Genomic DNA, 26,101 nt, shown 5'->3' on the forward strand with positions numbered 1-26,101 from the left:
CGGCCCGGAGCGTGTCAAGCATTGTATATCCCAGCCCCACCACGTCAGTTGGAGTCTGCGAAGATAGTTATTGCTTTCGTTCATGTATTCTGTCATGTTCATCAGATGAGCGCGACACGCCGAATGTCCAAAGGTGCATTAAACTATCCCAAAGCGCGTGACGAACTCAAAGCCGCGCGGTAAATCCCGTATTTCCAATTCGTGGTAGAAGTATGCCCAAAAGGAGGGTCAAGGATGAGCAACATGTTCACCTGGAAATTGCATGGTGACGGCAAGACGTTGAATCCGGGAGAGGTGATCGACCCTGACGAGCGCATGACGTGGGGCCGAACGGCTGGTATTGGCGCCCAGCACGTGATCGCGATGTTCGGTGCGACGTTCCTCGTTCCGATACTGACGCATTTCGATCCGTCGACGACATTGTTCTTTACGGCGATGTCCACCGCGTTGTTCCTGTTGATCAATACCAATAAGCTACCCAGTTATCTGGGTAGCTCTTTTGGTTTTATAGCCCCTATTACGGCCGTCGAGACTGAAAAGGGGCTCGGTGCCGGTATCCCGGCTGCGGGCTTCGGCATCATGTGCACCGGCATCCTGTTGGCATTGGTCGGCATCCTCGTCTACTTCGCCGGCGCCAAGTGGATCGACCTGATCATGCCTCCGGTGGTCAACGGCGCCATCGTCGCCATCATCGGCTTCAACCTGGCTCCCTCGGTCTGGTCCAACTTCCAGAAGGCTCCTGACACCGCGGCGGTGACGCTGGTAGCGGTCCTCTTGATCGCGGTGCTTTTCAAGGGGCTGCTCGGCCGCCTGAACATTCTGCTCGGTGTCTTGGTCGGCTACGCCTACGCCTGCTTCCGCGGTCAGGTCGATTTCGCCGCGGTCGCCAAGGCCTCGTGGATCGGCTTCCCTCAATTCCACATGCCGCAGGCCGACTTCTCGGTGCTGCCCATGTTCATCCCGGTGGTCATGGTCCTGATCGCCGAGAACGTCGGCCACGTCAAGTCGGTCGCCCAGATGACCGGCCGTGACTATGACGATCAGATCGGCACCGCGCTCTTCGCAGACGGTCTCGGCACCACGATCGCCGGCTTCGGCGGCGGCTCCGGCACCACCACCTACGGCGAGAACATCGGCGTGATGGCCGCCACCCGCGTCTATTCCACCGCCGCCTACTGGTGTGCGGCCGCTTTCGCCCTGATCCTGAGCCTGTGCCCGAAGTTCGGCGCGGTCATCAACACGATTCCCTCCGGCGTCTTGGGTGGCGTGACCACGCTGCTCTACGGCATGATCGGCATGGTCGGCGTGCGCATCTGGGTCGACAACCACGTCGACTTCGGCAAGCCGTTGAACAACATGACCGCCGCGGTCACGATGATCATCGGCATCGCCGACTTCGGCTTCGCCATCAGCGGTGTCAAGTTCAACGGCATCGCCATCGGCACCGTCGCGGTGCTGGTGATGTACCACGGCCTCAAGGCCATCGGCCGCGCCACCGGTGCTATTCCTAAGGATGATGACGAGTGAACATCCGATAATCTGGTCGAATATGAATGAACATATTTCGACTGCAAATAATCAGCTGGATGGCGAAACTGTTATCCAGCTGATTGCGTTTTTGGCGGCTTGAGAATACTGCAGTCGGTGAATGTGTCCGTCTTGATTCATGCGTGATCATATGTCTGAGATGGACGCCATTCGAAACATGTCCGGTTCGGCGACGCCGGCATAGATGCTGTGATTTATATAATAGATACTACCTTTATAAAAATGGGTCATTCTTTTGACAAAACAAGTTTATCGTCATATAGTAACCTTCGTCAATTGTTTAATGCAAGGACGCAGGAGGTTAGTATGAGCATTCATGTTGTCATCATGGGAGTTGCCGGATGCGGCAAAACCACTGTGGCGCAGGCTGTCCGAGACCGTTTGGGCTTTGTCATGGCTGAAGGCGATGACTTCCACCCGAAGGCCAATGTCGACAAAATGAGCCACGGCATACCGCTTACCGATGAGGACCGTTGGCCGTGGCTGGAGACCATCAGCCAATGGATGACCGATCAGGACAAGCAGGGCAACTCCACCGTGGTTTCATGCTCGGCGTTGAAGAAGGAGTACCGCGAAGTGCTCCATAAGCATGTCGACGTTCTCTTCGTTCATCTTTCCGGAACCCAGGAGCTCATCGGTGATCGTCTGGCCAAGCGTAAGGGGCATTATATGCCGCCGTCGCTTCTCCCCAGTCAGTTCGCCGATCTTGAGCCTCTTCAGGAAGACGAAAACGGCGTGACGGTTTCGGTGGAAGGTGATCCCGCTACGGTTGAAAGCCGCGCCATCGATGCCATCAAGCATTATGAGGAAACCGGCAAGCTCGCGTAGTGGGAAAGTGCCACAGCGAAGGCAAGGTTGTCGCCGCTGCGGCACTTTTCTCAATAGTGTTTTCGTGTTGTACCAAACCTTTAAAGGTGAAGGAAAGGATGAAAGATGGCAGAATTTTCAATTCACAGTTTTGAACTGACGGATAAAGTCGTGCTCATCACCGGAGGGGCAAGCGGACTGGGGAAGTACTATACCCAAGCCGTCAGCGCCGTCGGGGCCGATGTCTGCGTCGTCAGCGCCACCGAGAACGGCTGGGACGAGACCAGAGCAATCGTCGAGGGCAACGGCCGCAAAATCGTGTTCATCAAGCAGGACATCACCGCTGACGGGGCCGCGAAACACATTGTCGACGAGGCGATCGAACAATTCGGGCGCATCGATGTGCTGATCAATAATGCTGGCATCCAGCTTCGCCACGACCTGGCGGATTTTCCAGACGAGGATTGGCGCAGGGTGATCGACGTCAATCTCAACGCGCTGTATTATCTTTCCCATGAAGTCGCGAAAGTGATGATGCAGCAGAAGAGCGGCAAGATCGTCAATATCGGCTCCATGCAGTCCTACCGCGCCGGCAAGAGGATTTTCCCCTATGCCGCAAGCAAGCATGCCGTCGCGGGCCTGACCAAGGCCTATGCCGATGCGCTCGCTCCGTATAACGTACAGGTCAATGGTCTGGCTCCCGGCTATATCAACACGCCGATGACCCTCGCGTTGCAGAACGACCCCGTTCGCAGCGTCGAGATTGGCGACCATATTCCCGCGGGCCATTGGGGGGACCCGAGCGAGCTCATGGGCGCGATGGTGTTTCTGTGCTCTTCCGCTTCCGACTATGTCACCGGTGTGATGCTCCCCGTCGACGGTGGATATCTGCTGCGCTGACCCGAGGTCGACGAAGGCCTGTAACCAAGTTGTTTCCTTGTCGAAAGATGCGGAAAATTATCAAAAACAATAGAGAGGTAAAAAGGAATGCCATTAGTAATCGTAGCCTGCGCGGTAGCAGTGCTGATATTCCTTATTGCGAAATGCAAGCTCAACACGTTTGTTTCGCTCGTGATCACTTCCATTCTGGCGGCGCTCGTCCTTCAGATTCCGATCGCCAAGATCCCGACGACCATCGAAACCGGTATCGGAGGCCAGCTGGGCCATCTTGCGGTCATCTTCGGCTTTGGCTCGATGCTGGGCAAGCTTGTTTCCGACTCCGGTGGCGGCCATCGTATTGCGATGACGCTGATCGACAAATTCGGGCGCAAGCACATTCAGATCGCTGTCGTTCTGGCATCTTTCATCGTCGGCATCGCCCTGTTCTTCGAGGTCGGCCTCGTCGTCCTGCTTCCGATCATCTTTGTGATCGCCCGCGAGATCGATATGCCGTTCATGGAACTCGGCCTCTCCGCAGCCGTCACCTTGAATGTCGCCCATGCGTTCCTGCCCCCGCACCCGGCACCCACCGCAATCGTGGGCACGCTCGGTGCCGACATGGGCCAGGTGATGATCTATGGCATCATCGTCGCCATTCCGACGGTCATCATTTCCGGACCGCTGTTCAACCACCTGCTGCACAAGCTGCGTCCGGGGCTGTACCGCAAGGACATCGACATCACCGTCCTCGGCGAATACAAGGAATTCAAGACCGAGGACACTCCGGGCTTCGGCATCTCCGTGTTCACCTCGTTGCTGCCGGTCATCCTGATCGCCTTCGCTACCATCTGCTCCTTCATCATTCCCAAGAAGAACGTCGTCAACGAGGCCATCCAGTTCATCGGCGCTCCCGATATCGCCATGCTGCTCTCGATGCTCTTCGCCATGTGGTCGATGGGCTTCCATCAGAAGAGGAAGATGGGCGAGATCACCGCTTCCATGGAGCAGTCCGTCAAGCAGATCGCTATGATGCTTCTGATCATCGGCGGCGGCGGGGCCTTCAAGCAGGTCCTCGTCGACGGCGGTGTCTCGACGTATGTCTCCCATCTGTTCACCAACATCAGCATGCCGCCGCTGATCGCCGCCTGGCTTATCACGGCTATCCTGCGTGTCTGCGTCGGCTCTTCGACCGTTGCCTCCCTGACCGGTGCAGGTCTGGTACTGCCGTTGATTGCCTCCACCGGTGCCAATCCCGCCTTGATGGTGTTGGCGGTCGGGGCCGGTTCCGTCTTCTGCGACCACGTCAATGACGCCGGTTTCTGGATGATCAAGGAATACTTCGGTCTTTCGCTGAAGGACACCCTGTCGTCCTGGACGGTGGCCACGGCGGTGATTTCGGTTGTGGGCTTGCTCTCGGTGCTCTGTCTGTCGCTATTCGTCTGATATACGGCTTGATTGGTGGCCATGTGGCTGAGCTGATATTGAACAATCAGTCATGCGGCCACTGATCAGTAATCGATATATCACTTATCGACAATGAATCGGGCCCTGTTTCGTCTTTTCAGATGAAGCAGGGCCCGATTTTGTATGAGATTGTTGACTTCTATTCAGGAATTCTGCGTGGTGGTGCGTACCTCGTTAACGATATGGGTCATGGCCTCGTGAGCGAGTTGCGCATCGCCTTTCCAAATCCCCTCTGCCACTTTTTCATGCGCTTTCAGGGCATCGGGACGTGGCTTGGCGGGGTAGAGCCCCTGTTCCACGCGACTTTTCAGCACGATATCAACCAATGGCGAAAGAGCAGCAAACAATTCGTTGCCACTGTTGGTCAGTATTTCGTTATGGAAGCGGGCATCGAGCTTATGAAATTCTTCAAGATTGTCGGATTCTCCGTTTTTCCGCATTTCACTGGCTAGAACAGGCATCAACGCCCTGATTTCCATCGGTGCATGCAAGGCGGCGTCGCCGGCTGCGACAGGCTCAACGGCGAGACGCAACTCGGTTAGTGTCAGCAGCTGTTGCTTTCGATAACTCGAGTGGAGCTTCCACTTGATGACCTGGGTGTCCAACGACAGCCATTTGTTCAGTTCCTGCGCAATGAGCCCTACGCGTTTACGAACGATAATCGCTTTTGCGGATTGCAGCGCATGGGCCGCTTCTCTCGCTACCGTTCGTGAAATGGAAAAACGTTCCTGAATGTCGTTAAGGGTGATACTGGTTCCCGGTTTCCACCGATTTTCGATGATGTCGACGGCGAGCTGCTCGGCTACCGCGTGGTGCATGGGAAGCGGGCTTTGTTGCAAGGCGGGTGAGTCTATCGAATCCGATTTGTTGGCGGATAAGGATTGCTGTTCGGAGTTGCTGCCTTTTGCAGATGAATAGAGAGCAGAACTGACCGTTGATCCTGTGCGTTTGCTAACCATGGTCTCAGGGTAGCAAACAAGCTGCATAAAAATGATGTTTACAAGTAAAAAATCAAAAATGTAAGATAAGAAATTTTATAAAAAATAAAAGTAATCTCTTTAAAATATATGGTACTCTTTCTTTGATAGTAAAAAGATCTTTCTCAAGGAGGACATGATGCAGCTGGGCATGATTGGCCTTGGACGCATGGGCGGCAACATGGCCAAAAGGATTCGCGAGGCAGGCCATGAGGTCGTGGGATACGATCTGAGCCCTGAGTCCGGTCGTGATGTCTCAAGTCTCAAGGAACTGGTCTCGCGCCTTGACGCGCCGCGCATCATCTGGATTATGGTACCCGCAGGCAAGGCGACGGACAGTACGCTCGACGAGCTGATGGACCTGCTCGAGTCGGGCGATATGGTGATCAACGGCGGCAACTGCCGGTATACCGACGACAAGACCAACGCCGAAAAGCTGGCGAAAAAGGGTATCGAATACATGGATTGCGGCGTCTCCGGCGGTGTCTGGGGCGAGGAACGCGGCTACGCCCTGATGGCTGGTGGCACCGATGAGGAATATCAGCGCGCTCTGCCGATTCTCGAGGCGTTGAAACCGGAAGGCAAGGACGGCCTCGTGCATGCCGGACCGGTGGGCGGCGGTCACTTCGCCAAGATGGTGCACAACGGCATCGAATACGGCATGATGCAGGCGTTCGGCGAAGGTTTTGCAACGATGGAACGCAGCGAGTATATCGATGATCCCGCCGAAGTCATGGCTTCCTGGCGCGCTGGCAGCGTGGTCGATTCCTGGCTGCTCGACCTGGTGGTGCGGGCGATGAAGGACGATCCGGATCTGAAGAGCATGCCGCCGGTGGCCGATGAGACCGGCGAGGCGCGATGGACGATCGAGGCTGCGGCCGAGCTCGGCGTGCCGACCCCGGCCATCAGCGCAGGCCTGTTCACCCGTCAGGCTTCGCGCGGCGGCGCCGATGACGTATTGCGCGTCGTCACCGCGATGCGCAACCAGTTCGGCGGGCATATCACCAAGGCCTGAGCTAGGAATGCTTCGGGCATAAGTTGCTGACGAAGTGGTATTAACATTTTGGGGTTCCGTTTGTTAAAACGGAACCCCAAAAATATATGTGATGGAACGATTTAGCAGTTTCGACGAATCGGGCTGTCGACGATTCCAATGATGATGCCGGCAGCTGCGGGGATAAGCCAGGTCAGCTGCGCGTTGTAGAGCGGCAAATGAGCCAGCATGCTGCTTACAGAAGTCATCGGAAGCCCGAAAACGGCAAGCAGTTTGACGATGCAATCGAAGATGGTGAAGAGCGCCACCAGCAGCACCGTCCAGAAATAAACGCGTGGGAACTTCGACGAGAACGGCTTCTCGACAAGATTGAGCAGCACCAGGATGATGGCGATGGGATAGAGCGCGCCCAGCACCGGCAATGAGACGGTGATGATGGCGCTCAGGCCCGCGTTCGAGACGATGAAACTGAAGACGGCGAAGAAAACGCTCCATGCGCGGTATTTGACTGGATGCCCGAAAACGGTGGGGAAGGTGTTCTCGAAATACGTCGCGCATGTGGAGATAAGACCGGTGCACACGTTGAAACAGGCGAGTACGAAGATCAAACCGACGAATGCGGTGCCGATCGAGCCGAAAGCCGAGGTGGTGAGGTTGGTCAGCACCGTCGCCCCGGTGTCATCCTTGCCGTTCGCGGATTTGATGGAACCGCTCACCGCCCCGATGAACGACAGCGCAGCGTATATCAGGATGAGCAAGATGCCGGCGCCTGCGCCTGCGATGCCGGTTTCGTGTCGGTTCGCTTTGGTGTCGGTGACGCCGAACTGGGAGATATTGGCCGAGATGACGATACCGAAATACAGCGCGGCCAGCAGGTCCATCGTCTGGTAGCCGTTGACGAACCCGTAAACCAGCGAGCCGTTCGCATAGTCGCCGAACGGTTTGCCCAACGCCCCGTGGCCGATGAAGATGCAGGAGACGAACATGACCGCGATCAGCACCAGGAGCAACGGCCCCATGAAGCGTCCCAGCGATTTCGAGAGTTTTTCGGGATGTTGGCTCAACAGGAACGACAAAGCGAAAAAGACGATGGAATAGAGCAGCAGCGCCAAACGGTTGTTTTCGCCGACGAAGGGGGTTATCGCCATTTCATAGGAAGTCGTGGCGGTGCGGGGAATGGCGAAGCAGGGTCCGATGGCCATGATGATGACGAATGCCAGCATGGCGGCGAACTTGGGGGAGACGCGCGATGCAAGGTGCTCGAAGCCGCCTGCCGAGGCCACCGCCAGCACGCCCAGAATCGGCAGACCTACCGCCGAGATGATGAAGCCGATGGTGGCGGGCAGCGCCGCGCTTTGCGCTTGGGCCCCCATCAGCGGCGGGAAGATGAGGTTGCCCGCCCCGAAGAACATGGAGAAGAAGGTGAAGGCAATGACCAGACGATGTTTGCCCGGCAGTCTTATCGATTCCGGTTTGGGGCTCACCTGTTGTGGGCTGCCGTCTGCTTGTGGCCGGGCGGTTTCTCTCGCTGTTTGGGACATACTGGCTCCTGAGTATTTTGTACTGCAAAATATCGTTGCATGATCCATGCTGGCGACCCTCACTAATATAACATGCGACGATTGGATATGGGGTGTGGGATTTTCTGGGTAATTTTGATACTGTTTGGTCGGTGATGGTCTTCCGGGTGCTTCCGTTTCTTCGTCGTCCGAAACATGACGGTTTCCTGTCAATTTCTGCGTGGATTAGGTGGCAGGCGGTATTGGTGCAGCTGGTTTTATCTGAATTTTGTTAACGGTAAGAATTATTGATTTTGGTGGATAAATACCATTGCGTACAAAGGTAATCCGGTCAAAAGTGACGGGCGACACCTTTCGCTACGATTGAGACATGTCCTTCTTTGACTTTTTCGGCGGGTTCCCGGGGCCGAGCAATGGCCCCCATCCTTATCGTGGCGACGACGATGACGATGACCCTACAATCCTGCATATCCACACCGACGGCGATGACGACGCCCACGATGGTAACAGGCGCCAGAACTTCTCCGCAGGCGATTTCTGGCCGCCCCGCAACGGCAACCCGCGTCTGACGAGACGTGCGAACTACCAGCCCGAAGGCATGTCCAAAGGGACGAAGGTCTTCATCGGTGTAGTGGTGGTCGTGGCGCTGATTCTGGCGTTGCTGTTCGGTCTCGATCATTTTGTCACCGATCTCATGTGGTTCGGCCAGCTTGGATTCCAATCGGTGGTGTGGACTCAGCTGTGGACGAAGGTCGGTCTGTGGGTCGCGTTCGCGGTATTGATGGCTTTGGTGAGCTATTTCGCCGCCACCAGGGCCATTCGCAAGCGTCCGGATTCCGCGGACGGTTCCAAGATTCGCGTCAAGGGCGATGTCATCGAGGTCGGCAAGTCCGTCAGCTCCAAGACGGCCAGGCGCGTGGCGGTCATCATCTCGCTGATCGTCGGGCTTATTTTCGGTGCCCAGTTCAATTCGAACTGGTCCGAGGTTCTGCTGATGTTCCACGCTCAGCGCTTCGGCGTGAGCGACCCGCAATTCGGCATCGACAATGGCTTCTACGTTTTCATTCTTCCCGGTCTCAATCTCATGCTTTCGGCGTTGAGCATGCTGCTCTTCTTCGGACTGCTCTTCTCGGTGGTCACGCATTTCGCCATGGGCGGCATCCGCATCACCATGCCGGTCAACGGGCACGGCATCATGACGATGACCAAGTACGCGCGTCGTCAGATCAGCGTCTGGTTCATCTTGAACATGCTCGCTTGGGCCGCGCGCCAGGTCATCGGCGTCTTCAACACGCTCACCCAAAGCAGTAACCGCTTCACCGGTGCCGATTACACCACGGTGCATGCCAACGTTCCGGTCACCTTCATCCTCGCGGCTCTCACGGCGATTCTCGGGCTCCTGCTGGGTATCTGGCTCATGCGCTCCCATTCCTTCGATGGTCCGGCCTCGCCGAATGTTCGTGTGGTGGCGGCAGTGAAGGCCTGGCGTGTGCCGATGATCGCCGTCGCCGCCGTTGTGGTCGTGGCCATCGTGCTCGGCATGCTCTGGCCGATGCTCCTGCAGCGTTTCAAGGTCAGCCCCAACGAGCAGGAGATGGAGTCCTCCTATATCGCCCGCAACATCAAGGCGACGCAGCAGGCCTACGGTCTCGACAAGGTCAAGGTAGGCGGCTACAACGCCACCACCGAAGGCAAGTCCGGGGCTTTGGCCAACGATCCCGAGACCACGGCGCAGATTCGTCTGCTCGACCCGGAGGTCATCTCGCCGACGTTCAAGCAGCTGCAGCAGTCCAAGCAGTATTATCAGTTCGCCGATTCCCTGGCGGTCGATAAATACGACATCGATGGCAAGAGCCAGGACACCGTCATCGCCGCCCGCGAGCTCAACATCAACGGCAACGACAATCGCAACTGGGTCAATGACCACACCGTCTTCACTCATGGCTACGGCGTCGTCGCCGCTTACGGCAACAAGGTGACCAGCGACGGCAATCCTGAGTTCTTCGAGTCCGGCATCCCCACCCAGGGCAAGCTGACGAAGTCGCAGCACTACCAGCCGCGCATCTACTTCTCGCCGAACTCACCGGAATACTCCATCGTCGGTTCGCCCAAAGGCACCGCGCCGTGGGAGTTCGATTACCCGAAGGGATCCACAGGCGCTTCCAACACATTCAACGGCAATGGCGGTCCGAAGGTCAACAACATGCTGACCCGTCTGCTCTACGCCATCCGTTTCGGCAGCGATCAGATCTTCTTCTCCGACCGTGTCACCTCCGACTCGCAGATTCTTTACGATCGCAGCCCGCGTGACCGCGTGGCCAAGGTCGCCCCGTACCTGACGCTTGACGGACGTGTCTACCCGGCGGTGGTCAATGGCCGGGTGAAATGGATCGTCGACGGCTACACGACCTCGGACGCCTATCCGTATTCGCAGATGACCGATCTCGGCGTCGCCACCCAGGATTCGACCACGATCACTTCCAAGACCGTGCAGGGGCTCAATTCGCAGCCTGCCAACTACATCCGCAACTCGGTGAAGGCCACGGTCGACGCCTATGACGGTTCGGTCGATCTCTATACCTGGGACACGAAGGACCCGATCATCAAGGCCTGGCAGAAGATCTTCCCGGGCCAGTACCATCCGATTTCCGATATCTCGGGAGACCTGATGAGCCATCTGCGCTATCCGGAAAGCCTCTTCAAGGTGCAGCGCCAGTTGCTTTCGAAGTACCATGTCACCAGCCCGGGCCAGTTCTTCTCGGGCGAGGATTTCTGGCAGACCCCGGTCGACCCGACCGAGGCCAAGGACGCCCAGCAACGCGATGTGCTGCAGCCGCCGTACTATCTGACGCTGAAGACTGGTGGCTCCAAGCGGCCGCTGTTCTCATTGACCTCCACCTACATCCCCGCAGGCAGCTCCACGCGTGAGATTCTGACCGGATTCCTTTCCGTCGATTCGGACGCCGGGAACACCAAGGGCAAGATAGGGCCGAATTACGGCACCATACGATTGCAGGAGTTGCCGAAGGACGCTAATGTGCCCGGACCGGGTCAGGCGCAGAACAACTTCAACTCCAACGCGGACGTCTCCAAGGAACTGAACCTCTTGGAAGCCGGATCCACCAAGGTGGTGCGCGGCAATCTCCTGACGTTGCCTCTCGGCGGCGGACTGGTCTATGTCGAGCCCGTCTACGTCAAATCCAGCGGCGCCACCAGCTTCCCGCTCCTGAAGAAGGTCCTGGTGGCCTTCGGCGATCAGGTAGGTTTCGCCGACACCCTGGATGAGGCGCTCGATCAGGTCTTCGGAGGGGACTCCGGCGCATCGGCCGGCGACGCCGAAAACAAGGGCGGTGCCGCAGCCGGTGATTCGTCCTCATCCGACAATTCTGCCGCACAAGGCGATACCTCCGGTAAGACCACCGGCAAGAACGGCAGTACCGGCACGTCCGGCTCTTCAGGCGCAGCTACCAACAATCCTGATTTGAAAGATGCCTTGAACAAGGCGGGGCAGGCCATGAAGGATTCCGATGCCGCCATGAAGAAGGGCGACTGGGCGGCCTACGGCAAGGCCCAGCAGGAGCTCAACGACCAGCTGAATCGTGCCCTGCAGCTGGAAGGCCAGCAGCAATAGCGCCCGTGTAAATGGCCCGACGAGGAAATCCCTCGTCGGGCCATTTACATAATCAGCACTCGTGCACTTTTTTGGATGGGTGTAAAAAGTGCACGGATTCTGGCTGTTGATTGAGCGATTCCCGTGGTTTGCTCGTGCACTTTTTGTACTCTCACCAAAAAGTGCACGAGTAGTATGATGAGGAGTCATGATTCGTGATGCTCAAGACCAGGATTTGTCCGCTATAACCGACATTTACAACGAGGCTGTCGTCGCCGGCGGTTCGACGGCCGACCTGACCCCGCGCACGCTTGAGCAGCGTCGCGCATGGGTGGCCAGTCACGAGCCGCGTCATGATTTTCCCGTGGTGGTCTTGGAGGACGAGAACGGGAAGGTAGTCGGTTTCGGCTCTCTGTCGCGTTTTCATCCACGTGCCGGTTATGATGGCGTGGTCGAATTGAGCTATTACATTGCCACTGCCGCGCAGCAAAAGGGGTATGGCACGCAGATGGTGTCCTGGCTGGTCAACAAAGCCAGGCAGCTCGGCAACCGCAAGGCCAACGCGCTGATCTTCGCCAGCAACGCCGGCTCCATCGCGTTGATGAAGCACTTCGGCTTCACCCGCTACGGCTTCCTGCCGCAAGCCTGCTTCGACGGCCACCGCTATCTGGATATGTCCTATTGGTATCTCGATCTGTGATATATCCGATTTGGTTGCTGACCGGAGACGTGTTCGCCGTGAGGTGCAGCCAAGAGTCTGTCGGAATCGGTATGATGGGCAATTGGATAACCGAATTTCGGGGTGTTTTGTCATGCCCGAATCGAGACGGTTTGCGTTGAATAGACCCGATATATGGCTTAATGTCTTAGGAAAGAACGAAGCGAGAGATGGCATCACAATTCTGGTTGATCGCAGGACTGGGCAACCCCGGCAAGAAATACGAAGGCACCCGCCACAACATGGGCTTCATGGTCGCCGATGTGTTGGCGCAGCGTTGGTCGGTGAGTTTGAGCGACCATAAAGGGTTGACCGAGCTGGGCAAGGGTGTGATGAATCTCAACGGCACAAGCCTCAAGTTCTTCCTTGCCAAGCCGTTGACGTATATGAACGATTCCGGTGATGCCGTTTCGTCGATTGCGCAGTACTACGACATCGATCCCAGCCGTATCATCGCCATTCACGATGATATGGATCTCGATTTCGGACGGATCAAGGTCAAGGCCGGTGGTTCGGCGGGCGGGCACAACGGCATCCGTTCGATCGACAAGTCGCTCGGAACCAACAAGTATGCACGCGTTCGTATGGGCACCGGCCACGCCGAGCGCGGGCCTCACGCCCACGAGAACACGGTTAATTGGGTGCTCGGCGGTTTCTCCGCGGTCCAGCGCAAGGAGCTCCCCGAATTCCTCGCCGATGGTGCCGATGCGGTGGAAACCATTATGTTCGAAGGCATGAGCGAGGCGCAGGAGCGGTTTAATGGCCGGTGAGGCGAAAAAGGTATCAGAGCAGACGAAAAAGGATAAAACAGAAACGTCCACATCAAAATCAGAAACCAAGCCGGCAGGGAAATCAGACCAAGGCACCAAGCAAGGGCCACAATTGCAGGATATGTCTGGTTCGCTTGCCGGATTCCTGCCGCGTCTTGATGACGACGGGGCATTTCGAGATCTGCTCGCCGGGGAGATCGAGCCACCCGAGGGCGCGGCCGACCAGGCGTTGACCGTCGGCGCTCCCGAAGGCATTCGGCCGGCGCTTGCGGCTGCTCGCGCGCAATATTCCTCCGTAGTAATGGTCGTTTCCTCCAGCCGTGAAGCCGAGGAGACCGTCAACTCGATACGTTCGTGGTATGGGGAGAGCCCGACGAGGTGAGCCAGCTCGAAGCGTGGGAGACGCTGCCGCACGAACGTCTGTCGCCGCGTGCCGACACCGTGGCCAGCCGCATGGCCGTTTTCCGCAGGCTATGCCACCCGCAGGAGCACAGCGCCATGTTCGGTCCCATCCGAATCCTCGTCATGCCGGTGCGTTCGCTTATCCAACCGGTGGTTGCCGGCCTCGGCGATGTGGAACCGTTGGTGTTCAAGGTCGGACACGAGATTGCGCTGGATGAGGTTTCTGCAAGACTTGTCGAAAACGCCTATACCCGTGTCGATCTGGTCGTTAACCGCGGCGAGTTCGCGGTGCGCGGTGGCATCGTCGACGTCTTCCCGCCGACCCTTCCGCATCCGGTGCGTATCGAGTTTTTCGGCGATGAGATCGACACCATCAAAGAGTTCCATGCCTCCGATCAGCGCACCTACGGTGACGGCGTCGATACCGTCTGGGCCACGCCCTGCCGTGAACTGCAGTTGACCGACAAGGTGCGTGCCCGTGCAAAATCGCTGATCGGCCAAATTCCCAATGCCGACGACATGCTGCAATCCATCGCGGACTCTATTCCGGTGGAAGGCATGGAATCGCTGATTCCAGCGCTGATCGACGATATGCAGCCGGTGGCCACGATGCTGCCAAAAGACGCGGTCATCATGCTTTCCGACCCTGAAAAACTGCGTCGTGCCGCCGCCGACCTCGCCAAAACCGCCAACGAGTTCCTCGCCGCCAGCTGGCATGTGGCCGCAAGCGGTCACGGGGCAGGTGCGCCCATCAGTTTTGACCAAGCGAGTTTCCTTGACTTCGAAGAAACCGTCCGTTCGCTTGAATTCTCCAACCATGATGTCTGGAGGCTTACCAGTTTTGGTGTGGACCAGAACATGGCCGGTCATGTCCAGTTCAGCGCTTCGGTTCCCGAGGAGTATCGCGGCGACGAAAAGCGTGCCACCACTGGCGTCGAAGGCCTGATTGACGACGGTTTCGAAGTGACGATTACCGCTGCTGCGAACGGTACGTTGTCGCGCCTGAAGCGTGCCCTCGGCCAGACCGGGGTGACGCGATTCGACACCGTGCGTTCGCAGGCCATGGACGGTTTCATCGATACCGCCGCCAAGTTCGCCCTCTTGACCGAGCGCGACCTGACCGGCAAGACCAGTGCCGTCGCCCAGCGCAAGACCTCGCGTCGCCGCCACAAGGCCATCGATCTGATGGAGCTCAAGGCCGGCGACTACATCGTCCACGAGCAACACGGCATCGGCCGTTTCGTCGAAATGCGCCAGCGCACCACAGGGATGGGCGCCAACCGTGCCACCCGCGAATATCTGGTCATCGAATACGCACCGTCCAAACGCAACGCGCCGGCCGACAAGCTGTTCATCCCCACCGATCAGCTCGATCAGGTCTCCAAATACATCGGCGCCGACAAGCCCAAGCTCAACAAACTCGGCGGTTCCGACTGGGCGCAGACCAAGGCCAAGGCGCGCAAGCACGTCCATGAAATCGCCGATGACCTGGTCAAGCTCTACTCCGCCCGTCAGCAGGCCAAGGGCTTCGCCTTCAGCCCGGACACCCCGTGGCAGAAGGAGCTGGAGGACGCCTTCCCCTATCAGGAGACGGCCGACCAGCTCACCACCATCGACGAGGTCAAGGCCGACATGGAAAAGCCGGTGCCGATGGACCGCCTCATCTGCGGCGACGTCGGTTTCGGCAAGACCGAGATCGCGGTGCGCGCAGCGTTCAAGGCCGTGCAGGACGGCAAGCAGGTCGCCATTCTGGCCCCGACCACGCTGCTGGTGCAGCAGCATTACGAGACGTTTACGCAACGCTATGAGGGCTTCCCGGTCGACGTCGCCGCGATGAGCCGATTCCAAAGCAAAAAGGAGATCGACGAAACCCTCAAAGACCTTGAGTCCGGCAAAGTCGATGTCGTCATCGGCACCCACAAGCTGTTGAACCCGAAAATCAAGTTCAAGGACCTGGGCCTGCTGATCATCGACGAGGAACAGCGTTTCGGCGTCGAGCACAAGGAGACCCTGAAGGCGCTGCGCACCAATATCGACGTGCTTTCGCTTTCCGCGACCCCGATCCCCAGAACGCTTGAGATGGCCGTCACCGGCATTCGTGAGATGTCGACGTTGGCCACCCCTCCCGAAGACCGTCTGCCCGTGCTCACCTACGTCGGCGCCTACGAGGACGCGCAGGTCACCGCGGCGATTCGTCGTGAGCTCTTGCGCGGCGGACAGGTCTTCTACGTGCACAACCGTGTCAACGACATCGACAAGGTCGCCTCGAAAATCCACGAGCTCATCCCGGAAGCGAAGATCGGCATCGCCCACGGCAAGATGGGGGAGAAGCAGCTCGACAACATCATCCAGGACTTCTGGCATCGTGATATCGACGTACTCGTCTGCACCACGATCATCGAGACGGGACTTGATATCAGCAATGCCAACACGCTGATCGTCGACCACGCCGACCGTTTCGGCTTAAGCCAGCTGCACCAGCTGCGTGGCCGTGTCGGGCGGGGCCGGGAACGCGCCTACGCCTACTTCCTCTACGATCCAAGCAAGCCGATGACCCAGCAGTCGCACGACAGGCTCGCCACCATCGCCCAGAACACGGCGCTCGGAAGCGGCTTCGACGTGGCCATGAAGGACCTCGAACTGCGCGGCACCGGCAATCTGCTCGGCGGCGAGCAGAGCGGGCACATCGAGGGCGTCGGTTTCGACCTCTACGTGCGCATGGTCTCCGACGCCGTCGAAAAATACAAGGAACCTGAGCGCAAAGAATCCGTCGCCGTCACCATCGATCTGCCGATTGAAGCTTCGATTCCGGTCGACTACATCGATTCTGACAAGTTGCGTCTCGAGGCCTACCGCAAGCTGGCCAGTGCGCGCACCGAGGAAGACCTTACCGAGCTTCGTGAAGAACTGACCGATCGCTACGGAGCACTGCCAGAAGAATTCGACACCCTCTTCGATGTCGCCAGGCTTCGTAGAAAAGCCCGTGAGCTCGGCATTTCCGAAATCGTCACACAGGGCAATCGCGTCCGTGTTGCCAAGATCGACCCGCCCGAGTCGCTGCAGATGCGTATTTCCCGCATCTACAAGGGCTCGCAGTATCGTCCGGTCACCCATACGCTCCTGATTCCCGCGCCATTCGGCGGTTCGCTTGGCGGCAAGCCGATGAGCAGCCCCGAGGTGATGGGCTGGGCTGACCAGCTGCTCGAAGATCTGGCGTGGAATGGCAAACCCAAGCAGAGCTGAAAGCGCGGTTGGCGTTCCGTGTGTCGGTTCCGGCACAGAAACTGTCTATCGGCGCCTTTTCGTTTCTGGTTTCGCACCGCATTCGCGGGCTGGTCGCGCTTTCCCGCCGCCAACCGGTCAACCTGCTTCGGGCGTGTTTTGACGTAACCGTATTGACAATTTCATAAAATGGTGTTCCGTGCTGTTGACATGCATCAAGTAAAAACCGGTAAGGCTCTTTTTGACGCGGAGGCGCTGCCAGTATGATGATGGTCATTCCCGTAGGGACTGTCGTCATCGTTCAATTCGAGCATATACTCCTATTTTCCCTGTTTCCAGAAGCATTTTACGGGAGTATCCAAACAGCATGTCGGTGTCAAAGGCCATTGGACGAATGCTCGTTGATGGCAGAGAAAGTCGGTACTCAAAACGTTGACGCGACTCATCGAGGGATTGGACAGGAATCGTTTTTTTGTTCTGATACTTGAGCGCTCACAATTTTCTTTGAGTTTTGTCGGTTTACGTCCATCAAAGACATTAATCTTGGAACTGTTAACGTAAGTCCAGCTTTAAAGGAGTAATTGTGGCAGCAATCGAAAGCGTATATGCCAGCGAGATTCTCGATTCCCGTGGAAACCCGACCGTCAAGGTCACCCTCGACACCGTTGACGGCGCCGAAGGCATCGGCCTGGTTCCCTCCGGCGCTTCGACCGGCGAGGCCGAGGCCTGGGAGCGTCGCGACGGCGACAAGTCCCGCTATCAGGGCAAGGGTGTCCTCGACGCGGTGAAGGCCGTCAACGAGGTCATCGCCCCCAAGGTCATCGGTATGGACGCCACCGACCAGCGTGCCCTCGACGACACCATGATCGAGCTCGACGGCACCCCCAACAAGGGCAAGCTCGGCGCCAACGCCATCCTCGGCGTCTCGCTCGCGGCCCTCTATGCCGCCGCGGAATCCGCCGAACTGCCGCTCTACCGCTACATCGGCGGCACCAACGGCCACATCCTGCCGGTTCCGAACATGAACATCATGAACGGCGGTGCACACGCCGATTTCGCCACCGACATCCAGGAATACATGATCTCCCCCTACGGCTTCGATTCCTACAAGGAAGCCCTGCGCGCCGGCGTTGAGGTCTATCACACCCTGAAGTCCATCCTGAAGAAGGATGGCCATGAGACCGGTCTCGGCGACGAGGGCGGCTTCGCTCCGAAGATGAAGACCAACGAGGATTCCCTGAAGTACATCATGCAGGCCATCGAGGCCGCCGGCTACAAGCCGGGCGAGCAGATCGGCCTGTGCCTTGACGTGGCGTCCTCCGAGTTCTACAACAAGGACACCAACACCTATCACTTCGACGGCGCCGACCGCGATGCCGACTACATGCTGAACTACTACAAGGAGCTCGTCTCCAAGTATCCGCTGGTCTCCATCGAGGATCCGTTCGCCGAGGAAGATTGGCCTGCATGGCAGAAGATCACCGCTGAGATGGGCGACAAGCTCCAGTTCGTCGGCGACGACCTGCTGGTGACCAACCCGAAGCGTCTGCAGAAGGGCATCGACCTGCACGCCGCGAATTCCCTGCTGGTCAAGCTCAACCAGATCGGCACCGTCACCGAGACGCTCGACGCCATCGAGCTCGCCACGGCCAACGGCTTCACCTCCATGGTCTCCCACCGTTCCGGCGAGACCCCGGACACCACCATCGCCGACCTCGCCGTCGCCAAGAACACCCGTCAGATCAAGACCGGTGCTCCTGCCCGTGGTGAGCGTATCGCGAAGTACAACCGCCTGCTCGAGATCGAGGAGGAGCTTGGCTCCACCGCCGAGTACGCCGGCTATTCCGCGTTCAAGGCTTGCAAGAAGTACATGAAGTAACTTCAAGCTGAAGTTCCGGCCACGGTGCTTTGTTGCGCTGTGAGCGTTGCCCGTCGCATTGACTCTGCTGAGTCGAATGTGACGGGTATTTTATGTCTTATGGGCATTACGAATGAGAAAAGCAAGGTGGAGCGCGGCAAGAAGCAGAGCCGCCGCCGCGGTTCAGGCCCGGTTGCGTTCTTCGTCGCTTTTTTCATTGTCGTTCTTGGTGCCATCCAATTGGCGGCGACTTTTCACAGTTATGCTTTGAATCTTGCGGAGCTCAACGGGCTTAAGCGGCAGGAAGCCGCTTTGGTCGTCAAAAAACAGAATCTTGAAAATGACATCTCGCGTTGGAACGACAATGCCTATGTCACCGCCCAGGCGCGGGAGAGGCTGGGCTTCGTCTTCCCGGGAGAACAGGCCATCCATGTCGAGCATCCTGAAGCGGTCACCGGTGTGAAACCGAAATCCGAGAGTGCCGAGCAGAACGATGCCGATTCGGACAAACCCACTTTGCCTTGGTATCGGGAACTGGCCTACGGCTTCAAAAAAGCCGATGAGCCGTTGAAAAAAGCCAAAACCGATGAGGTCACCACTCCCAAAGCCGTTGGCGGGAAAGCCGATAACGCCGCGAGTCCGGGCGACAAGGCCGGTCAGACGGATGCCAAAAACGATAATGGAAACGCCAAGAATCCGCAAAATAAAACCGGAGAGAAGAACGGTGCTGGTAAACAGAGCGGGGGCAGCGGCAAAGCCGGTGCGAATGCCACGAAACAATGAACGGGTGCGTCCATCGAGGCGTTCACCGGCGCATAAGAGGTTCGGCCTTCGGATGGGCATATTCCGCAACGATGGATTTCGTATAAACAACAATAATCAATATTTATCGATAAAGAACAAGGAACAGCGTGCAAGAAAAGCAACCGCAATTTATGGAAGCCGAAAAGCAGAACTTACCAGACGCCAAAGGGCAATCCATCGTCGCAGATGGAACTTCATCGCCGTCTTGCCGGGTTGACGAAGAACCCCTGAAAGCCCAAGCCGAGGATCTGGTCGACCGTGTGATGAGGGAGAGGGCCGGTGATGATGACGTGGCTTTGGTCAGCAAACAACTGGGACGTTTCCCGCGTGGCATGGTCGCCGTCGGCGCGCGTTGTGTGTGCGGCAGGCCGCTGGCGGTGGTGACGCGCCCTGTGCTGCCCGATGGGACTCCGTTCCCCACCACCTGCTACCTGACCAGTCCGGAGGCCACCAAGGCCGTCTCCCGGGTCGAGGCGGACGGTTCGATGCGGCATTATACCGATCTGGTTCAGCACGACGAGACGATCCGCGTGCAATACGAGCAGGCACATCGGCTTTATCTCGCCTTCCGTCACGAGCTCGCGACCCGTCTTGGCGACAGCGAGGAGCATATCGCCGGCACGAGCGCGGGAGGGATGCCTGTGCGCGTGAAATGTCTGCACGCGCTCGTGGCGCAGACGCTGGTGATGGGTGAGGGCGCCAACCCTGTCGGCGACATGGTGATGAAACGCATCGCCGACGAGTTCGCCCCGAACGTCTGCCGTTGCACCACACAGCTGGATTGAGGCGGCCTGGGCTCGTTGCTGCCAGGCGTGTCGCGGTATGGATGCGGGTGTTCGAGCGCGGCCGCAATGGCGGCAATGTTGCGGTGGACGGATAATGTCGAAGATGGCAAAACAAACGAGACAAAAACGGATGGTGTTGCATGAAAGACGAAAACAAGGATTTTGTGACCGTTGCCGGAATTGATTGCGGCACCAATTCCATCCGTCTCAAGGTCTCCAAGGTGTTCGCCGATGGCAGCGTGGAGGATATCGTGCCGCGCATGCTGCAGGTCATCAGGCTTGGCCAGGATGTCGACAAGACCCACCGTTTCGCTTCGGACGCCCTTGCGCGCGCGTATGCCGCTGCCAAGGATTTTGCGCAGGTGCTGAAGGAACATCCGGTGGATGGATTGCGTTTCGTCGCCACCTCAGCCACCAGAGACGCCGAGAACCGCAAGGATTTCGAGGACGGCATCGAATCGATCCTGGGCGTGCGCCCCGAGGTGATTGCCGGTACGGAGGAAGCCGCGCTGAGTTTTTTGGGAGCCACCGGAAGCGTGCCGCGCAAAGGGCTGGAAGCCCCCTATCTGGTAGTCGATCTGGGGGGAGGATCCACCGAGATGGTGATGGGCGGCGACGGAAAATCCACGCCGGCGACAAGCGTGCAATCCGCGTTTTCGATGAACATCGGTTCGGTCCGCATGACCGAACGCCATTTGCGCTCTGATCCGCCGACCCAAGACGAGATTGCCGAGGCCAGCGAGGACATCGACCGGCATATCGATGAGGCATTCGAACATGTGCCGGCGGGATCGACCTGCACCATCATCGGCGTCTCCGGAACGGTGACCACGATGACCGCGCTGGTACTGGGCCTCAAGGCTTACGATCATCGTGCCGTCGACGGCGTACGCGTATCGTATAAGGACATTTTCGAAGTCGACGATCGCTTCCTCAACATGACCCGCGCCGAACGCGCGACCTACAAGACGATCCATCCCGGCCGCATCGACGTGGTCGGCGGGGGAGCGCTGGTCTGGAACCGTATCCTCACACGCGTCTCGCAGGCCGCGCAACGCGACCACGGCGCGCCGATCGATTCTTTCGTCTCCAGCGACCACGGCCTCTTGGACGGCATCGTTCTGGACTATGGCTCAAGGTTGTTGAAAAATAATCTATGAAAAGTGTGGCAGAACTGGATTTTGTCACAAAAATATCATGCAATCGATGATTTTGAGCTTCATTGAATCTGTCGGCTAAGTGGCTGTCTTCGTTGATATTCCAATTTTGTACCCCGGTGGGACTCGAACCCACAAGCCAATGGCGGCTGATTTTAAGTCAGCTGCGTCTACCAATTCCGCCACGGGGGCACGTCGGCATCGAACCGACAAACCATCATTATGCCATGCCCGCCCTACCGAATAAACATGTCGAGTGATGTTAACGCTACATCTCATAATCGCTGCTTCTGTTATGTCCGAAACATTTCTACGGGTAAGCTAACCTATGTTTTACTCATTTGGAAAAGGCGGTACACATGGCTCAAAAACTAGAAGCCAAACCGACAAACGAAACGGCTAAACGTGGCGGCACGATGATTATCGTCTCGTTGATGGCCGGCTATTCCATCGTCTATATGGACAAGAGCATGGTTTCGCTGGCCATTATGCCCATCGGAAAGCAGTTCGGGCTTGACACCGGCCAGACAGGCCTGATCATGTCATTCTTCTTCTTGGGCTATGCCCTGATGCAGATTCCCTGCGGTTGGCTGGCCGACCGCATTGGCGCCAAAAAAGTGCTGATTGGCTCGCTGACCTTCATCGCCGTCTTTGCGTTCCTTTTCGGTGCGATGGGTGGGCTTATCCTCTTCATTGTCATGCGATTCTGCATGGGTCTCGGCCACGGCGGCTATCCGCCGAGCGTCACCAAATCGATTGCCGAGAATTTCCCGCTGAAAAGGCGTACGTTCGTCCAGTCCCTGATTCTCTCCACTTCCGGTATTGGTGGCATCCTTGCCTTCACCTTGGGCGGCGTCTTGGTCGACAGGAACTGGCGGATGGCTTATGCCGTTCTCGGCGCACTTTATCTTGTCTCGGTCATCCTGATCTGGTTCTTCGTGCCCGCGCACGGTGGCGCGGCCGAAGAGGAACGCAAGGCTCGGGCCGAAGCACAGGCCGGCAATACAGAGGCTGCCAAAGCCGACGCCCCTAAGGCCGGTTTCAAGGACGTCATCAAGAACCGCAACGTCATCGTGCTGTTCATCGCGATGATTTTCATAAATGTCATGCTCTACGGCCAGATGTCATGGATGCCCACCTATATCAAGACGACTTTCGCATTGAGCACGACCAAGGCCGCACTGGTGCTGGCGTTCAACTCCATCTTCACCATGCTGGCGACCATCTTCTCTGGTTCCTTGCTTTCCAAGCTATTTCTTGGCCGTGAGCGCATGGCCATTATCGGTTCCTGCCTGATCACCGCCGTGCTCATCGTGGTCTTCATCTTCGTAGGCAAGAGCAGTCTGGTGGTATCGATGGTTCTGCTGGCGATGATGAGCCTGGTCTCGATGTTCGCCTTCACCGGCATTTTCACCTGGCCTCACAAGATCATGAACGCCGAGATCATCGGTTCCTCCATCGCCGTCATCAACACCGGCGGCACCATCGGCGGCTTTCTCGCCCCGATGATTCTCGGCAATATGGTCAAGTCCGCTGGCGGTTCGTTCACCAACGCCTTCCTGTTCATCGCCGCGATGACGGTGCTCTGCGCCCTAGTGGTGCTGTTTGTGAAGCCCGAACTGACGACGGCGAGTAAGTAACGAGAAACAGAATCGGATATCGAAAAATCTGATTGATCTTTTGATGAATCGATGTGGCCCATCGGCACAAAAATGCTGACGGGCCACATTTGTATATGACGCTGTCAAACAAGGTCTTCTTTTATTGATGATTTTGCTTATTCTATATTGATATTTCCGCACGTTTATTTTCTTCTCTTGTGCCGTCGTATTGTTGCAAGAGAGTCGTTGATTTCTTGTCGGCCGCTATTTTGTGGATTGGCACACAAAAGAAATGTGTTGCACACAGTGGCACGTTAGAATAGCAGCATGTTCACTATTCTCGATATGTTTAAGATTGGTGTGGGTCCAAGCTCGTCGCATACGGTTGGCCCGATGATTGCCGCCTCCAATTTCGTCGCCTCGCTTGACGAACGTGACTTGTTGGGCCGTGTCTGCCGGGTCAAGACCACGCTCTACGGTTCGCTTTCGATGACCGGCCTCGGCCACGGCACCGACAGGGCTGCGGTGGCAGGACTGGAAGGCAATGTGCCGGCCACGGTCGATACCGATCATCTGTTGAACATCAAGGAAGAATGCGAGAACACCGGAAAGCTGAATCTTGGCGGCAAGCACAAGATCGGGTTCGATTACGGCAATGACGTCGTATTCGAACGCTGGAAGATGCTGGCCGCACACCCCAACGGCATGCGCTTTCAGGCGTTTGACAAAACGGCAAAGGAAATCGACAACCAGGTCTGGTACTCCATCGGAGGCGGATTCGTAAGAGAAGGACATGCCGATGACCTGATGATCGGCATCCACGAGAAGGCGCCGAAGGGCAGCACGTTTGCCGAGGAAGCGAGTGTCGACAGCAGCAACGATTTTCCGCCCGAGGCCCCGTATCCCTTCTCCAGCGCCAACGAGTTGCTAGAGATATGCAGGCGCGAAGGCAAAAGCATCTCCGAAATCGTATGGGCCAACGAGACGGCCACCCGTTCGCCGCAGGTTGTCAGCGACGCTCTGCTCAACGTCTGGCACCACATGGACGACTGTGTCAAAAACGGCTGCATGTCGACGCAGAAGACGTTGCCCGGAGGTCTTGATGTACCGCGACGGGCACCTAAGATCTACCGCGAGCTTTCCGGCAACGCCGACATCCTCTCGCGCAATGCGCGACGGCCGGCCGCCGCGCTGGAGACCTCGGAATGCACCTGGGTCGATCTCTTCGCGCTCGCGGTCAACGAGGAAAACGCCGGCGGCGGCCGTATCGTCACCGCACCGACCAACGGGTCGGCAGGCATCATCCCGGCAGTGCTTGAATACTATTGGCATTTCGCGGGAACGGCTGACGAGGAGGGCGTCATCCGCTTCCTTCTGGCTGCGGGGGCGGTCGGTTATCTCTTCAAGCGCAACGCCTCCATTTCCGGCGCCGAAGTGGGGTGCCAGGGTGAAGTCGGTTCCGCCGCCTCGATGGCCGCAGCGGGGCTCTGCGAGGTCATGCAGGGCACGCCGCGGCAGGTCGAGAACGCGGCTGAAGTAGCCATGGAACACCATTTGGGCCTGACCTGCGACCCGGTGGCCGGACTCGTGCAGATTCCCTGCATCGAACGCAACGCGATGGCGGCGAACACCGCCATCAACGCGGTGCGCATGGCGCTTCTCGGCAACGGGCGGCACATGGTCAGCCTCGACCAGGTCATCAAGACCATGAAGGACACCGGTGCCGACATGATATCGAAGTACAAGGAGACCTCGGAAGGCGGTCTGGCCGTCAACGTCGTGGAATGCTGAAAAGCCCGGCATGCCGATTGCGCGGAGAGCGGACGGTTCTCTCTCGTAGGTTCTGTGCACTTTCGAAACGATGATGCGCATCGGGGTGCATCAGTGCTAACCTAATGAAAATGTAAACTACAAGGAGGCCTACGTATGGCTACGAATATGCCCGAGGTGAATGCCGAATTCGGCGCGACGCCGGTTATCAAGTTCCCCGATACCCCGGCTCCAGCGGGACTCAAAGCAGTCGAACTGATCGAGGGCAACGGCCCGATGGTTCGTTCAGGCGACAATGTCACGGTGAATTACCATGGGGTCGTCTGGGGTAAAGACGAGCCGTTCGACTCGAGTTTCGATCGTCACCAGCCGGCGACTTTCGGCATCGGGGTCGGTCAGGTCATCAAAGGCTGGGATCGCACGGTTCCGGGCCACAATGTGGGCTCACGTCTGGTGGTCTCGATTCCGCCGGAATACGGCTATGGCAGGCAAGGCATGCCGCAGGCCGGGATAGGTGGCGATGACACGCTGGTGTTCGTCATCGACATCATTTCCACGCGCTGAAGCCCAAGGAAATCCAATACGATTGGCCGGCTGCAGTGCCGGTCATATTTGTTCTCTATCGCCTGGGGCATCCGGGCTTGGAACACAAAATCGATAACAAGGCAAGGAAAAATCATGGCAGAGGAAGAAAAGACCGTTCTGCTCACGCAAGAGGCTTATGACAAGCTTCAAAAGGAGCTGGCCTACCGTCAGGGCGATTATCGCGACGAGATCACCCAGCGCATCGCGACGGCCCGCGCCGAAGGCGACTTGAGCGAGAACGGCGGCTATCAGGCCGCGCGTGAGGAGCAGGGCAAGAACGAGGGGCGCATCAACGAGCTCATCGTCAAATTGCGCAACACGAAGATTCTGAAGGCGCCGCCGGCTGGGTCGGTGGGCAACGGTTCGCTGGTCACCGTGGAGCTTGCGGGCAAGGAAATGAAGTATGTGCTCGGTTCCCGTGACATCGCCGTGGCGACCGATTACGATGTCATCAGCCCGGAATCGCCCATCGGTGCGGCCATCATGGGCACCAAGAAGGGCGACGAGGTCTCCTACAAGGCCCCCAACGGCCGTGAGATCACCGTGAAGATCAAAGACTCCGAGCCGATGCAATAAGGCCATTCGCCGTCTTGCTCGGCATACCCTGTTTTGAGGGCAATATGAAAAGGT

At 57.7% G+C, this 26,101-nt stretch carries 18 protein-coding genes, 1 tRNA gene and 1 pseudogene; 17 read left to right on the forward strand and 3 right to left on the reverse strand.

Annotated features, from left to right (window positions below):
* The first annotated feature begins 234 nt into the window (after positions 1–234).
* From OZX74_RS03450 to OZX74_RS03465, 4 genes are all read left to right on the forward strand, one after another.
* Complete coding sequence (locus OZX74_RS03450; protein ID WP_277157144.1) at positions 235–1,527, forward strand: solute carrier family 23 protein; 1,293 nt, start codon at positions 235–237, stop codon at positions 1,525–1,527.
* A gap of 327 nt (positions 1,528–1,854) precedes the next feature.
* Positions 1,855–2,376: a gluconokinase gene (locus tag OZX74_RS03455; RefSeq protein ID WP_277157145.1), complete on the forward strand. Its 522-nt coding sequence runs from the start codon at positions 1,855–1,857 to the stop codon at positions 2,374–2,376.
* Between the two features lie 105 nt (positions 2,377–2,481).
* Positions 2,482–3,255, forward strand: a complete 774-nt coding sequence (locus tag OZX74_RS03460) for an SDR family oxidoreductase (protein WP_277157146.1) — start codon at positions 2,482–2,484, stop codon at positions 3,253–3,255.
* 87 nt (positions 3,256–3,342) lie between these two features.
* Positions 3,343–4,677: a gluconate:H+ symporter gene (locus OZX74_RS03465; protein ID WP_277157147.1), complete on the forward strand. Its 1,335-nt coding sequence runs from the start codon at positions 3,343–3,345 to the stop codon at positions 4,675–4,677.
* Positions 4,678–4,841: 164 nt separating this feature from the next.
* Here the strand turns inward: OZX74_RS03465 and OZX74_RS03470 are convergent, their stop codons facing one another.
* Positions 4,842–5,657, reverse strand: coding sequence for an FCD domain-containing protein (locus OZX74_RS03470; RefSeq protein ID WP_277157148.1), 816 nt, complete (start codon positions 5,655–5,657; stop codon positions 4,842–4,844).
* Positions 5,658–5,814: 157 nt separating this feature from the next.
* Between OZX74_RS03470 and gnd the strand changes: the two genes are divergently transcribed.
* Positions 5,815–6,690 carry a phosphogluconate dehydrogenase (NAD(+)-dependent, decarboxylating) gene (gene gnd / locus OZX74_RS03475; RefSeq protein ID WP_277157404.1) on the forward strand — a complete coding sequence of 292 codons (876 nt, stop codon included), beginning with the start codon at positions 5,815–5,817 and terminating at the stop codon, positions 6,688–6,690.
* A gap of 101 nt (positions 6,691–6,791) precedes the next feature.
* Here gnd and brnQ read toward each other — a convergent pair whose 3' ends face one another.
* Positions 6,792–8,210, reverse strand: coding sequence for a branched-chain amino acid transport system II carrier protein (gene brnQ, locus OZX74_RS03480; protein ID WP_277157149.1), 1,419 nt, complete (start codon positions 8,208–8,210; stop codon positions 6,792–6,794).
* Between the two features lie 349 nt (positions 8,211–8,559).
* On the opposite strand from brnQ, the gene OZX74_RS03485 reads away from it, so the two are divergent.
* From OZX74_RS03485 to OZX74_RS03520, 8 genes and pseudogenes are all read left to right on the forward strand, one after another.
* On the forward strand, positions 8,560–11,820 hold the full coding sequence (locus tag OZX74_RS03485; RefSeq protein WP_277157150.1) for a UPF0182 family protein: 3,261 nt from the start codon (positions 8,560–8,562) through the stop codon (positions 11,818–11,820).
* A 187-nt stretch (positions 11,821–12,007) separates the two neighbouring features.
* Positions 12,008–12,499 carry a GNAT family N-acetyltransferase gene (locus tag OZX74_RS03490; protein ID WP_277157151.1) on the forward strand — a complete coding sequence of 164 codons (492 nt, stop codon included), beginning with the start codon at positions 12,008–12,010 and terminating at the stop codon, positions 12,497–12,499.
* 188 nt (positions 12,500–12,687) lie between these two features.
* Positions 12,688–13,287, forward strand: coding sequence for an aminoacyl-tRNA hydrolase (gene pth / locus OZX74_RS03495; protein WP_277157152.1), 600 nt, complete (start codon positions 12,688–12,690; stop codon positions 13,285–13,287).
* A gap of 121 nt (positions 13,288–13,408) precedes the next feature.
* Positions 13,409–16,932 (forward strand): annotated as a pseudogene (mfd, locus tag OZX74_RS03500) (transcription-repair coupling factor).
* Positions 16,933–17,494: 562 nt separating this feature from the next.
* Complete coding sequence (eno, locus tag OZX74_RS03505; RefSeq protein ID WP_277157153.1) at positions 17,495–18,790, forward strand: phosphopyruvate hydratase; 1,296 nt, start codon at positions 17,495–17,497, stop codon at positions 18,788–18,790.
* Between the two features lie 99 nt (positions 18,791–18,889).
* On the forward strand, positions 18,890–19,552 hold the full coding sequence (locus OZX74_RS03510; protein WP_277157154.1) for a septum formation initiator family protein: 663 nt from the start codon (positions 18,890–18,892) through the stop codon (positions 19,550–19,552).
* A 284-nt stretch (positions 19,553–19,836) separates the two neighbouring features.
* Complete coding sequence (locus OZX74_RS03515; RefSeq protein ID WP_277157405.1) at positions 19,837–20,358, forward strand: DUF501 domain-containing protein; 522 nt, start codon at positions 19,837–19,839, stop codon at positions 20,356–20,358.
* Positions 20,359–20,498: 140 nt separating this feature from the next.
* On the forward strand, positions 20,499–21,518 hold the full coding sequence (locus tag OZX74_RS03520; RefSeq protein WP_277157155.1) for a Ppx/GppA family phosphatase: 1,020 nt from the start codon (positions 20,499–20,501) through the stop codon (positions 21,516–21,518).
* Positions 21,519–21,625: 107 nt separating this feature from the next.
* Here OZX74_RS03520 and OZX74_RS03525 read toward each other — a convergent pair.
* Positions 21,626–21,709 (reverse strand) — tRNA-Leu (locus OZX74_RS03525).
* A gap of 165 nt (positions 21,710–21,874) precedes the next feature.
* Between OZX74_RS03525 and OZX74_RS03530 the strand changes: the two genes are divergently transcribed.
* From OZX74_RS03530 to greA, 4 genes are all read left to right on the forward strand, one after another.
* Positions 21,875–23,155, forward strand: a complete 1,281-nt coding sequence (locus OZX74_RS03530) for an MFS transporter (RefSeq protein ID WP_277157156.1) — start codon at positions 21,875–21,877, stop codon at positions 23,153–23,155.
* Positions 23,156–23,443: 288 nt separating this feature from the next.
* Positions 23,444–24,907 (forward strand): L-serine ammonia-lyase, encoded by a 1,464-nt coding sequence (locus OZX74_RS03535; protein ID WP_277157157.1) that lies wholly within the window; start codon positions 23,444–23,446, stop codon positions 24,905–24,907.
* Between the two features lie 135 nt (positions 24,908–25,042).
* Entirely contained in the window at positions 25,043–25,450 is a 408-nt protein-coding gene (locus tag OZX74_RS03540) for an FKBP-type peptidyl-prolyl cis-trans isomerase (protein ID WP_277157158.1), read from the forward strand.
* A 114-nt stretch (positions 25,451–25,564) separates the two neighbouring features.
* A complete protein-coding gene (gene greA, locus OZX74_RS03545; RefSeq protein ID WP_277157159.1) occupies positions 25,565–26,047 on the forward strand; it encodes a transcription elongation factor GreA in 483 nt (160 codons plus the stop codon).
* Positions 26,048–26,101: the final 54 nt, after the last annotated feature.

It is taken from the genome of Bifidobacterium sp. ESL0798, from assembly GCF_029395415.1.
Taxonomy (GTDB): Bacteria; Actinomycetota; Actinomycetes; order Actinomycetales; family Bifidobacteriaceae; genus Bifidobacterium.